At 74.3% G+C, this 12,562-nt stretch carries 10 protein-coding genes; 7 read left to right on the plus strand and 3 right to left on the minus strand.

All coding sequences use genetic code 11. The features are described 5' to 3' along the window. The first annotated feature begins 42 nt into the window (after positions 1-42). On the plus strand, positions 43-345 hold the full coding sequence (cutA, locus tag ABZ939_RS03245; protein WP_361848467.1) for a divalent-cation tolerance protein CutA: 303 nt from the start codon (positions 43-45) through the stop codon (positions 343-345). Beyond that, positions 342-737, plus strand: coding sequence for a gamma-glutamylcyclotransferase family protein (locus ABZ939_RS03250; RefSeq protein WP_361848470.1), 396 nt, complete (start codon positions 342-344; stop codon positions 735-737). Before cutA ends, ABZ939_RS03250 begins: the two co-directional genes overlap by 4 nt. Here ABZ939_RS03250 and ABZ939_RS03255 read toward each other — a convergent pair. From ABZ939_RS03255 to ABZ939_RS03265, 3 genes are all read right to left on the minus strand, one after another. After that, positions 691-2,874 carry a molybdopterin oxidoreductase family protein gene (locus ABZ939_RS03255; RefSeq protein ID WP_361848473.1) on the minus strand — a complete coding sequence of 728 codons (2,184 nt, stop codon included), beginning with the start codon at positions 2,872-2,874 and terminating at the stop codon, positions 691-693. The genes ABZ939_RS03250 and ABZ939_RS03255 overlap by 47 nt on opposite strands. Before the next feature lie 96 nt (positions 2,875-2,970). Then, on the minus strand, positions 2,971-3,684 hold the full coding sequence (locus ABZ939_RS03260; protein WP_361848476.1) for an ElyC/SanA/YdcF family protein: 714 nt from the start codon (positions 3,682-3,684) through the stop codon (positions 2,971-2,973). A gap of 31 nt (positions 3,685-3,715) precedes the next feature. Next, entirely contained in the window at positions 3,716-4,453 is a 738-nt protein-coding gene (locus tag ABZ939_RS03265; RefSeq protein WP_361848479.1) for an aquaporin, read from the minus strand. A gap of 66 nt (positions 4,454-4,519) precedes the next feature. Here ABZ939_RS03265 and ABZ939_RS03270 point away from each other — a divergent pair, with 66 nt between their 5' ends. The 5 genes from ABZ939_RS03270 (at position 4,520) to ABZ939_RS03290 (ending at position 12,534) form a co-directional block, all read left to right on the plus strand. After that, the gene (locus ABZ939_RS03270; protein ID WP_361848482.1) at positions 4,520-5,212 is read left to right on the plus strand and encodes a hypothetical protein; all 693 of its coding nucleotides are present in this window, start codon (positions 4,520-4,522) and stop codon (positions 5,210-5,212) included. A gap of 89 nt (positions 5,213-5,301) precedes the next feature. Further along, positions 5,302-6,162 (plus strand): sirohydrochlorin chelatase, encoded by an 861-nt coding sequence (locus ABZ939_RS03275; RefSeq protein WP_361848485.1) that lies wholly within the window; start codon positions 5,302-5,304, stop codon positions 6,160-6,162. A gap of 44 nt (positions 6,163-6,206) precedes the next feature. Beyond that, positions 6,207-9,758: an NB-ARC domain-containing protein gene (locus ABZ939_RS03280; RefSeq protein WP_361848488.1), complete on the plus strand. Its 3,552-nt coding sequence runs from the start codon at positions 6,207-6,209 to the stop codon at positions 9,756-9,758. A 59-nt stretch (positions 9,759-9,817) separates the two neighbouring features. Continuing rightward, positions 9,818-11,131, plus strand: coding sequence for a deoxyguanosinetriphosphate triphosphohydrolase (locus ABZ939_RS03285; RefSeq protein ID WP_361848491.1), 1,314 nt, complete (start codon positions 9,818-9,820; stop codon positions 11,129-11,131). A 143-nt stretch (positions 11,132-11,274) separates the two neighbouring features. Beyond that, the gene (locus tag ABZ939_RS03290) at positions 11,275-12,534 is read left to right on the plus strand and encodes an FAD-dependent oxidoreductase (RefSeq protein ID WP_361848494.1); all 1,260 of its coding nucleotides are present in this window, start codon (positions 11,275-11,277) and stop codon (positions 12,532-12,534) included. The last annotated feature ends 28 nt before the right edge of the window (positions 12,535-12,562 follow it).

Consider the following 12,562-nt stretch of genomic DNA (forward strand, 5'->3'; position numbering starts at 1 on the left):
CGGGCTGAGTACGGTGGAACGGTGACCGTCGCACTCACCGTAATGACCACGACCGACAGCGCCGCCAAGGCGCAGGAGCTCGCGCGCGGCGCGGTCGAGGCCCGCCTCGCCGCCTGCGCGCAGATCGCCGGGCCCGTCACCTCCGTCTACCACTGGCGGAAGGCGATCGAGACCGAGGAGGAGTGGCAGGTGCTCTTCAAGACGACCGAGGCCCGCTACGAGGCCCTGGAGGCCCATCTGTTGGCCGTGCACGACTACGACACACCGGAGATCGTGGCCACCCCGGTGGTCCGCGCGTCGGCCGCGTACCTGGAGTGGATCGAGACGGAGACCGCGGCGCCGTGAGGGAGTTGCCCTTCTTCGTCTACGGCACCCTCCGCCCCGGCGAGTACAACCACGACCGCTTCCTCCTCGGCCGCACGGCGGGGGAGGAGCCCGCCCGGCTCGCGGGCGCGCTGCTCCACGACGGGCCGGGCTACCCGTACGCCGTACCGGGCGAGGGCCTGATCGCCGGCGACCTGGTGACCGCCGCACCCGGTGCGTACGGCGAACTGCTCGCCGAACTCGACCAGGTGGAGGGGGGCGCCGGGTACGAGCGGGTGGAACGCGCGGTCGTACGGCTCCGGGACGGCGCGGCCGTCCGCGCCTGGGTCTACTTCGCGGCGCCCGGCACCCCGTACGGCCCGCTCATCAAGGGCGGGGACTGGCGGGTTCGAGGCGGACCGCGCACACCTTGAACTCGGGCATCCGGGAGACCGGGTCGAGGGCGGGGTTGGTGAGGGTGTTCGCCCGGCCCTCGCCGGGCCAGTGGAAGGGCATGAAGACCGTGTCCGGCCGGATGGCGGTGGTGACCCGGGCGGGCGCCACCGACCGCCCGCGCCGCGAGACCACGGCGACCTGCTCGCCGTCGGCCACCCCGAGCCGCTCCGCGAGCCGCGGGTGCAGCTCGACGAAGGCGCCGGGCGCGGCGGCGTTCAGCTCGTCGACCCGCCGGGTCTGCGCCCCGGACTGGTACTGCGCGACGACCCGTCCGGTCGTCAGCACGATCGGGTACTCGGCGTCCGTCTCCTCGGCGGCGGCCCGGTGCACGACGGGCACGAACCGTGCGCGCCCGTCGGCGGTCGCGAACCGGTCGAGGAAGAGCCGGGGGGTGCCGGGGTGCGGCCGCGGGGCCTCCCCGCCCGACGGCGCGGCCCCGGCTTCCGCCGCGGCCCCGTCCGGGCCGGAGCCGGGCAGTCCGGCCGCCCGGGCCGGCTCCTCCGGTTCCTCCGGGCAGGGCCAGAACACGCCGTTCTCCTCGCGGATGCGGCGGTAGCTGATGCCGGAGTAGTCGGCCGGGCCGCCGGCCGAGGCGCGGCGGAGTTCGTCGAAGACCTCCTCCGGGTCCGTGGGGAAGCCCTTCTCCCAGCCGAGCAGACCGGCCAGCGCGTGCATCACCTCCAGGTCGCTGCGGACGCCCTCCGGCGGGGTCAGGGCCCGCTGCCGCAGCAGCACCCGGCCCTCCAGGTTGGTCGTGGTCCCGGTCTCCTCCGCCCACTGGGTGACCGGAAGGACCACGTCCGCCAGTGCCGCCGTCTCGGACAGGACCACGTCCGCGACGGCAAGGAAGTCGAGCGAGCGCAGCCGCTCCTCGATGTGCGCGGCGCGCGGCGCCGAGACGACGGGGTTGGAGCCCATGAGGAGGAGGGACTTCACCTCGCCGCCCAGCGCGTCGAGGAGTTCGTACGCGCTCCGGCCCGGCCCCGGCAGCGATTCCGGGGCCACCCCCCACACCTTGGCCACATGGGCCCGCGCGGCTGGGTCGTCGAGCTTGCGGTAGCCGGGGAGCTGGTCGGCCTTCTGGCCGTGCTCCCGGCCGCCCTGGCCGTTGCCCTGCCCGGTGAGACAGCCGTAGCCGGAGAGCGGCCGGCCCGCCCGCCCCGTCGCGAGGCAGAGGTTGATCCAGGCGCCGACCGTGTCCGTCCCCTTCGACTGCTGCTCAGGGCCCCGCGCGGTGAGCACCATCCCGCTCTCCGCGTCGCAGAACATCCGCATCGCGTCGCGCAGCTGCGGCACCGGCACACCGGTGATCCGCTCCACCAGCTCGGGCCAGTGCGACATCGCCCCGGCCCGGGCTGCCTCCCACCCCTCCGTACGCTCCCGGACGAACTCCTCGTCCACCCGTCCCTCGGCCACCACCAGGTGCAGCAGTCCGAGGGCGAGCGCGAGGTCGGTGCCCGGGCGGGGCGCGAGATGGAGGTCGGCCTGCTCGGCGGTGCGGGTGCGGCGCGGGTCGACGACGATGAGCTTCCCGCCGTTCGCCTTCAGCTCGGTGAGGTAGCGCAGCGCGGGCGGCATGGTCTCGGCCAGGTTGGAGCCGACGAGGATCACACAGCCGGTGCGGGGGATGTCCTCCATGGGGAAGGGAAGCCCCCGGTCGAGCCCGAAGGCCCGCTGGTGCGCGGCCGCCGCCGACGACATGCAGAAGCGGCCGTTGTAGTCGATCTGCGAGGTGGCGAGGACCAGCCGGGCGAACTTTCCGAGCGTGTACGCCTTCTCGTTGGTCAGGCCGCCGCCGCCGAAGACCCCCACGGCATCGGGTCCGTGGTCGGCGCGGGTCCGGCGCAGCCCGTCGGCGACGGCGGCGAGTGCCTCCTCCCAGGAGGCTGGCTTCAGGGCACCTGTGTCAGGGCATCGGACCAGGGGCCCGGTCAGCCTGACCCGGGAGGAGAGCACGGCCGGGGCGGTGCGGCCCTTGCCGCAGAGCGCGCCCCGATTGACCGGGAAGTCCGTGCGCTCGACCACCTCGACGGTGCCGCCCTGCGGACGCAGTGACATGCCGCACTGGAGGGCGCAGTAGGGGCAGTGCGTGGGGGTGGTGACAGCCTCGGACATGCGGAAAGCATGCGACGGGCGTGTTACGGGAGGGGGCGCCCCGGATTACAAGTCCCGTGCCATCTGCTCCCCCGGACCCCGTCCCCGACGTGAGGGTCAGCCTGCCGAGGCGAGCGCCTCGGTCACGCCCTTCTCGCGCTCCCCGAGGAAATGCGGGTCCGGTCGCACCGTCGCGTCCAGGGCCGCCTTGCCCGCGGCGACCAGCTCCCGGACGCCGCCGTAGTAGAAGACGGAGTCGTGGGGTTCGACGACCTTCACGCCGTACGACTCGATCCCGGCCGCCCGGCAGAGGGCCACCGCCCGCTTGATGTGGAAGTCCTGGGTGACGAGGACGGCCCGGTCGACGCCGAAGATCTTCTTCGCGCGGACGCAGGAGTCCCAGGTGTCGAAGCCCGCGTAGTCGCTGACGATCCGGCCTTCCGGCACCCCGCGCTCGGTGAGGTACGCGCGCATCGCGTCGGGCTCGTCGTACTCCACGCGGCTGTTGTCACCGGTGACGAGGACGACCTTGACCTTGCCGGCGCGGTAGAGCTCGGCGGCGGTGTCGAGGCGGTGGGCGAGGTACGGGGTGGGGCGGCCGTTCCAGAGTCCGGCGCCGAAGACGACGGCGACGTCCTGGGCGGGTACGTCGGCGGTGGTCCGCAGCCGGCTGTCGGCGACGGCGTGCGTCCAGGTGGCCGGGGCGAGGGCGAGGACGGCGCCCAGCATCACGGCCTGGACGGTACGGCGGCGGGCACGCGTGGTGCGGGGCAGTGGTGTCACCCGCTTCAGCCGGGTGGCCACCCGGGCCGGTACGCGTACGCGTCGCATGGACGAACCTCCGTGGATCTTGTCTGCCCCGTCACTCCTCTCGACGCGAACGGGGGCCGTTCGGTTCACCGCGGCCGTACAGAACGGTGGCGAGGGCGATGCCGAGCAGGGTGCCGAGGAGCTGCGCGCCGATGAATCCGGGCAGCGAGGCGGGGGCGATTCCGGTGAAGGAGTCGGAGAAGGCGCGGCCGACCGTCCCGGCCGGGTTGGCGAAGGAGCCCGAGGAGGTGAACCAGATCGCCGCCAGCAGGTATCCGGCCACGGCGACCGGGGCGAGCGAGGAGCGGCCGATGCGGCGCAGCCCCTGGACGAGCAGGACGAGCCCGGCGGTGGCGACGGTCTCGCCGAGCAGCAGATGGGTGTCCGAGCGGATCTGTGTGGACCAGATGCCGGGTGTGCGCCCGAACATGGCCTCGGCGAGCAGTGCGCCGGCGACCGCGCCGACGAGTTGGGCGGCGAGGTAGACGGCGACCTCGCGGACGCCCGGGGCGTCGTCCTCGCCCCGCCGGGCCCACCACTCGGAGAGGGTGACGACCGGGTTGAGGTGGCCGCCGGAGAGCGGGCCGAGGAGGGCGATCAGCAGGCCGAGCCCGAGAGCTGAGGCGAGCGAGTTGGCCAGCAGACGCACGCCGACGTCCTGGCTGAGCGCGGTGGCCTGGATACCCGAGCCCACGACGACGGCCACCAGCGCCGCGGTGCCGACGAGTTCGGCGACGGCCCGTCTGAGGAGCCCGGGGAGTTGGGGCAGAGGAGAGGAAGTCATTCGCATGGCGGAAAAGATATTCCGCTAGATAAAAGAATGAGTAAGTGAGGGGGAGAACCGTACGATCCGCACATGATCACGGAAGCTGTCCGCAACAACGCCGAGTGGTGCGAGGCCATGTGCCGCGCCCACGGCCGCCCCGGAGCCTTCGGCCCGCACGCCTGGACGAACGCCCGAAGGACCCCGCTCTACTACCCGGACGCCGTGACGTTGACCGCCGACGCGTCCGTACGGGACGTCCTCGACGGCATCGACCGGAAGGCGCCCGGAGCCTCCGTCAAGGACAGCTTCGCCCGTCTGGACCTGACCGGTGAGGGCTTCCGTACGCTCTTCGACGCCCAGTGGATCCACCGGCCCGCCGGACTCCCCGTGCCCGCCGTCGACACCCGCTGGCAGGCGGTCCGCACCGCGGAGGAGCTCGCCGCCTGGGCCCTCGCGTGGAGCGGCGGGGACGCCGACGAGGCCGCCCTCTTCCGTGCCGAACTGCTCACCGACCCGGCGACGACGGTCGTCGCCGGGTACGGGGCCGACGGCCGGATCACGGGCGGCGCGGTGCTCAGCGACAGCGGCCGGGTGACCGGCGTGTCCAACCTCTTCGCCGCGGACGGCGCCGACCCGGCCGAGGCCTGGGCCGGCTGCCTGGGCCTCGTGCCCGACGGCCGCCCCGTCGTCGGCTACGAGTCCGGCGACGATCTGCCGCCCGCCCTGGCCGTCGGCTTCGAGGAGATCGGGACGTTGCGGGTCTGGCTGGACGCCGGCGCCTGACATCGCGGCCGGGCGGGAGGTGAGCCGAAGGAAAACACTCGTGACACCTGCGCAACGGGGAGGCAACGAGCCGCCGTCAGGATCGGTGCATGACGGAGCCGGACACCACGTTCGACAGCACCGCCGAGCTGCTCGGCCGGATCACGGCGCAGCTCGGCAGCCAGCTGAGCCATCTCCACCGCGACAGCACGCGCAGGCGGCCCACGAGCCCGCCCACCCTGATAGCCGTCGGCCACGGCAGCCGCGACCCCCGGGCGCGCGCCACCCTGGCCCTGCTGCTCGACCGGGTCCGTGAACTCCGCCCCGGCCTCGACGTCCGCCTCGCCCACATCGAGCTGAACGCCCCCCTCCTCACCGAGACCCTCGCCGGCCTCACCGAGGAGGGCGGGCGCGACGCCGTACTCGTGCCCCTGCTCTTCGGTCGCGGCTACCACGTCAAGCACGACCTGCCCGCCGCGGCCGCCGCGGCGCCCGCCCTGCGCACCCGGATCGCCGCCCCGCTCGGCCCGCACCCCCTGCTCGTCGAGGCCCTCGCCGACCGGCTCGCCGAGGCCGGCTGGACCTCCGCGGACAGCGCCTCCCGCTCCACCGGCGTCGTCCTGGCCGCCGCCGGCTCCCGCGACCCCGAATCCCTCGCCGACATCCGCCACACCGCCGCCCTCCTCGGCGAACGGCTCGGGGGAGTGCCCGTCCTCCCCGCGTACGCCTCCGCCGCCGCACCCACCGTGCCCGAGGCCCTGCGCATGCTCGCCGCCCGCGGCCGGCACCGGATCGCCGTCGCCTCCTGCTTCACCGCCCCCGGCCTGTTCGCCACCCGCGCCGCCGCCCACGCCCCCTGGATCGCCGCCACGCCCCTCGGCGCCCACCCCGCCCTGGCCCGCCTGGTCCTGCACCGCTACGACCGCGCCCTGACCCTCGCCGCGCCGAGGGAGCTCGCCGTCAGCCGCTGACGCCGCCCGCGGGCCGTGGCTATTCTGCGGGCGGGGGGTGGATCATGCGCGGTGCCGTCAAGGGAGCCTCGCTCGCCGCGATCGCGGCGGCGGTCGCCGTACTGGTCTCACTGGCGGCCAACGCGGCGACGTCCAGGGAGCGTTGGCCGGGAGTGCTCGACCGTGTCCGGCAACAGCCGTGGTGGTGGGTGGCCGGCCTCGCCGCCGTCGGCGTCCTCGTCGCCGTGGTCGTGGCCTGGCGGCAGGAGCGGACCTCCACCGTGGCCACCGACCCGCCCCCACCCCCGCAACACCCTGTCCCGGACTGGGTGGTCGACCGGGCCGAACGCGCGCGGACGGTCAAGGCCGTGTGCCGCACCGGCCGAGGGCGCGGCAGCCGGACGGTGGCCATCACCACCTCCCTGGAGGGCGCGGGCGGCTTCGGCAAGACCGTCCTCGCCGGAGCGGTGGCGGCAAGTCCCCGGGTACGCAGGCACTTCCGTGGCCGGACCTACACCGTCACGATCGGTCGCGACGTCCGCGGTCGCGCCGCCGTCGCGGCGAAGGTCGCCGAGGCCACCCGCTTCATCACCGGCGACACCACGACCTTCGACGACCCGGGCCTCGCCGGCGACCACCTCGGGCGGCTCCTCGACAGCCGTCCCCCGACCCTCCTCGTCCTGGACGACGTCTGGGACGCCGAGCAGCTCGACCCGTTCCTGAGGGGCGGAGCCCGGTGCGTACGCCTGGTCACCACCCGGGTCCCCGGGGCCCTGCCCCGCGGCACGGAGCGGGTCCGGGTCGACCAGATGTCCCCCGCCCAGGCCCGCGCCGTCCTGACCCGGGAGCTGCCCGCACTCCCCGAGACGCTCGTACGGGACCTCCTGGAGGCCACGGGGCGCTGGGCGCTCCTGCTACGCCTCACCAACCGCCTGATCACGCGCCGGATCGCCACCGGCACGGACCCGGCGGCCGCGGCGGCGGACGCCCTGCGCGGGCTCGCCGCGAACGGCCCGGCAATCGTGGACGCCGACTCCGCGCCACTCGACCTCGACGATCCGGCGCGCCGTGCCCTGGCCGTCCGGGCCACGGTGGAGGCGGCCACCACACTGCTCCCGACCGGCGGCGACCGGCGGCTCGCGGAACTCGCGGTGTTCGCCGAGGACGAGTCGATCCCCGTACCCCTGATCGCCCGCCTCTGGTCGGAGACCGGAGGACTCGACGAGTCGGAGACCCGGGCCCTCTGCGGGGAACTCGACCGGCTGTCCCTGGTCTCGCTCTCCTCCGACCACGGCGGCCGGATCACCCTCCACGACGTGCTCCGCGACTACCTGCAGAAGGAACTCGGCGAGCCGACCGTGACCGCCCTGCACGGCACGCTCGCCGACGCCGTCGGTCCGACCCCCTGGGCGCCCGCCGAGGACATCCGGGGCTACGTCCTCGACCACGCCGTCGAGCACCTGCTCGCGGCCGGGCGGAGGCAGGAGGCGCAACGCGTCGCGAGCGACCTCCGCTGGATCGAGACCCGACTGCACCAGCGCGGCCCACTTGCGGCCTGGGCGGATCTGGCCGCCGTCCCCACCCGTACGGCCGCGCACCTCGCCGACGACCTCACCCGCACCGCCCACCTCCTCACCCCCACCGACCCGCCCGAACTGCTGACGAACGTCCTGCACAGCCGCCTGGAGTCGCTCCCGCTCTGGCGCGACCGCATCGACGAACGCCGCGCCGATCCCGGACTCGGGCCGCACCTCCGAAACCGCCGCACCCCGCCGGACCTGCCGGAACCGGCGCTGATCCGTACCTTCTTCGGCCACAACGGGCCCGTGTGGGCCGTGGCGGTCTCCCCGGCCGGCGACGCGCTCGTCACGATCGGAGCCGACGGCATGGCCCGCGGCCTCGACCCGAACAGCGGCGGCCGACTGGCCGTGGACGTCCGCGGCCAGGGCCGGTTCCGGTCCCTGGCGATGTCCCCCGACGGCACCTGGCTTGCGACCGCCGGCTCCGGCCGCACCGTTCACCTCTGGTCACTCGACCGAGCCACCATGCCGACGAAGACGCTCGGGCCGGTCGGGGAGGAAGGCGCGTCGGTACACGCCCTGGCGATCACCCCCGACGGCACCCGGGTGGTGACGGTCTCGGACCGTCATGTGGAGCTCTGGGACGCCGTGGGCGGGGTGCGGCTCGCCGAAGCCAGACGGATATCCAGTGCGGCCGCCACCTGCCTGGCCGTCGCTCCGGACACCACCCTGCTGGCACTCGGTGGGTGGGCCGGCGCGAGGCGGATGTCCGGGGACCTCTCTTCGTACCTGCCGGCCCGGGGAGGTCGCGCGGGCCGCCAGGTGAACGCTCTCGCCTACGGGCCGGACGGCGGGTGGTCGGTCGCGGCCTGGGACGACGGCACGCTGCACCTGTGGGACGAGTCGGGCCCGCAGGGCTCGGGTGCCACGACCACGATCGACGACGCCCACAGCGGCGCCGCCACCGCCGTCGCGGTGTCCCCGGACGGCAGGTGGCTGGCGAGCGGCGGCGAGGACGGGACGCTCGCGGTCTGGAATCGCGCGCTGCGCACCTGCCGTGCCCGCTACTCGGCCCACCAGGGCGGGGTCCACGCCGTCGCCTTCACGCCCGACGGCGACCGGCTGATCAGCGCGGGGGAGGACGGGTCGGTCAAGATCTGGGACCGCTCCGGACCCGAGCGGTTCCGGTCCGGCGAGGGCGAGGGGATGCGGACCGTCACCGCCCTCGGACACGGCGGACTGCTGGCCGTCGCACACCGCGACGGAGTCACCCGGCTCGGCGACCCGCTCGGCGACACCTGGCGGAGCCCGCTGTCCTCCGGGAACGGAGACGACTACCGGGGGCCGGTCGCGTTCGGCGCGAACGGCGGCTGGTACGCCGCCGGGCACCTGTTCAGGGTCGAGATCGGGAGCGTCGAAGGCTCGCCGGGCGCGAGCCCCGTCGTCCTCCGGCTCGGCCACACCGTCTCGGCGCAGGCCCTCGCCGTCGCCCCCGATGACAGCTGGATCGCCGTCGCCGACTCCGACGGCGCGCTCCAGCTGTGGGACCGCTCCACCGAGCGGCGGACCGCCCTCCTGGCACGCCCCCCGGGCACGGTCGGCCGGGCGCAAACGGTTGCCATCGCGCCGGACGGCACCTGGCTGGCCGTACTGCGCCACCGGTCCGGCTCTGGCCCCGCCGGGGCGGAGTCGTCGGTGCACGTGTTCCGGCTCGCGCCGGGCCGGCGGTCGGCCGAGGGGCACCTCGACCTCCCGCACGACGGAAGGATCACCGCCCTCGCCGTCACCCACGACGGCACCCGCCTCCTCACCACCTCCACCACCGGAGCCCTCACCCACTGGGACCCCCGCACCGGCGAGCCCCTCGCCACCCACACCGACCCCGACGGCCCGGTGAACGGCCTCTCCGTCTCACCGGACGGGAAGTGGATCGCCATCGCCGGCACCATGCTCCGCGTCCTGGACGCCGCCACCGGCCGTACCGTCGCCGCTGTCCGAGCCGAGACGCCCTACACCTCCTGCACCTGGCTCCCCGACGGCCGCGGACTCGTCGCGGTCGGCGAACGTGGCCTGTACTCCTACGAGTTCCTGACCTGAAGGCCAGTCCCGGGTGGCGTCACGCCCCGGTTGTCCGTCCCGCCGGTTACCGTCGGAGCATGGAAGGCTTCACGGACACCCCCGGCATCACGGACACCCCCGGCTACGACGACACCGCGACCGAGCGCTGGGCCGCAGAGCCCGACAAACGGCCGGGGCGGACCGCCTTCCAGCGCGACCGCGCGCGGGTGCTGCACTCCAGCGCCCTGCGCAGACTCGCCGGCAAGACCCAGGTCGTCACCCCCGGATCGCGAAGCCACGCCTGGGACGCCAGCCCCCGCACCCGGCTCACCCACTCCCTGGAGTGCGCCCAGGTCGGGCGCGAGCTCGGCGCCGCGCTCGGCTGCGACCCCGATCTCGTCGAGGCCTCCTGCCTCGCCCACGACATGGGCCACCCGCCCTTCGGGCACAACGGCGAGCAGGCGCTCAACGACTTCGCCAAGGACTGCGGCGGCTTCGAGGGCAACGCGCAGTCCCTCCGCCTCCTCACCCGGATCGAGCCCAAGCGGTTCATCGCCGACCCCGCCACCGGCGAGCCCGTCAGCGTCGGACTCAACCTCACCCGCGCCGCCCTGGACGCCGCCACCAAGTACCCCTGGCCGCGCGGCGGTCACCCCGAGAACCCCGACTCGCCCAAGTTCGGCGTGTACGAGGACGACCTCCCCGTCTTCGCATGGGCCCGGCAGGGCGCCCCCGCGCACCGCAAGTGCTTCGAGGCCCAGGTCATGGACTGGTCCGACGACGTGGCGTACTCCGTCCACGACTTCGAGGACGGCCTGCACGCCGGCCACATCGACCCGAACATGCTCTTCTCCGAGCCCGAGCGCGCCGACATCTGGACCGTCGCCATCGGCCGCTACGTACCGGAGGACACCGACCCGCAGGAACTCGCCGAGGCGCTCGACCGGCTCGTCGACCAGGACTGGTGGCCGCACGGCTACGACGGCTCGGCCGTCGCCCAGGCCCGCCTCAAGGACGCCACCAGCCAGCTCATCGGCCGCTTCTGCCTCGCCGCCGAGGGCGCCACCCGCCAGGCGTACGGCTCCGGCCGCCTCACCCGGTACGCCGCCGAGCTCGTCGTCCCCCGCGAGACCCGCAACGAATGCGCCGTTCTCAAGGCCGTCGCCGACCGGTACGTCATGCAGCGCGCCGAACAGGAAGCGCTCCGCGCCGACCAGCGCATCGTCCTCGCCGAACTCGCCGAGGCGCTCACCGCCCGCGCCCCCGAGGGCCTCGACCCGCAGTTCCGCGCCCTGTTCGACACGGCCGGCGACGACAGGTCACGCAAGCGGGTGATCATCGACCAGATCGCCTCACTCACCGACGCCTCCGCCCGCACCCTCCACGCGCGCCTGCGCCGCCACCACTCCTAGGGCCTGTCCGGCGCCAGGGAGCCCGCCCGCCCCCTTTCGCCCTCACGCTCCGTGCGGGACGCTCGTCCGGGAGCCCGAGGCGGTACGGCTCGGCGAACGCCCGGAGGCGTAGCGTAGAAGCGGTCGCAACGAGGAGGCATCAAGTGGTCGACGCAGATCAGACCTTCGTCATCGTGGGCGGGGGCCTGGCCGGGGCCAAGGCGGCGGAGACGCTCCGCTCCGAGGGATTCACGGGCCGGGTGATCCTCATCGGCGACGAACGCGACCACCCCTACGAACGCCCACCCCTCTCCAAGGGCTACCTCACCGGCAAGGAGGCCCGGGACAGCGTCTTCGTCCACGAGCCCGCCTGGTACGCCCGCGCCGAGGTCGAGCTCCACCTCGGCCAGCCCGTCACCTCCATCGACCGCGAGGCCCGCACCGTACGCCTCGGCGACGGCACCACCATCCGCTACGACCGTCTCCTGCTCGCCACCGGAGCCGAGCCGCGCCGCCTCGACATCCCCGGCACCGAACTCGCCGGCGTCCACCATCTGCGCCGGCTCGCCCACGCCGACCGGCTGCGCCAGGTCCTGGCCGCCCTCGGCCGCGACAACGGCCACCTGGTGATCGCGGGCGGCGGCTGGATCGGCCTGGAGGTCGCCGCCGCGGCCCGCGGCTACGGCGCCGAGGTCACCGTCGTCGAGTCCGAGCCCACTCCGCTCCACCACGTCCTCGGCCCGGAGCTGGGGCAGCTCTTCGCCGATCTGCACGCCGAGCACGGCGTCCGCTTCGTGTTCGGCGCCCGGCTCACCGAGATCGTCGGCCAGGACGGCATGGTCCTCGCCGTCCGCACCGACGACGGCGAGGAGTACCCCGCACACGCCGTCCTCGCCGCGATCGGCGCCGCCCCGCGCACCGCCCTCGCCGAGGCCGCCGGCCTCAACCTGGTCGACCGCGCCCACGGCGGCGGCATCGCCGTCGACGCCTCGCTGCGCACCTCCGACCCCGAGATCTTCGCGGCCGGCGACGTCGCGGCCGCCCACCACCCGCTCCTGCACACTCGGCTGCGCGTCGAGCACTGGGCCAACGCCCTCAACGGCGGCCCGGCCGCCGCCCGCGCCATGCTCGGCCAGACGGTGTCCTACGACCGCGTCCCGTACTTCTTCTCCGACCAGTACGACCTGGGCATGGAGTACTCCGGCTGGGCGCCGCCCGGCTCCTACGACCAGGTCGTGCTGCGCGGCGACGTCGGCAAGCGCCAGTTCATCGCCTTCTGGCTCAAGGACCGCAAGGTCCTGGCCGGGATGAACGTGAATGTGTGGGACGTCACAGACCCGATCCAGCAGCTCATCCGATCCGGTGCCCAGGTGGACACCGAGGCCCTCGGGGACCCCTCCGTACCCCTGGAGAGCCTGGTCTGAAACCCTCCGCCACACCGTAGGATTCATG

The organism is Streptomyces sp. NPDC046712, assembly GCF_040645695.1.
Taxonomy (GTDB): domain Bacteria; phylum Actinomycetota; class Actinomycetes; order Streptomycetales; family Streptomycetaceae; genus Streptomyces.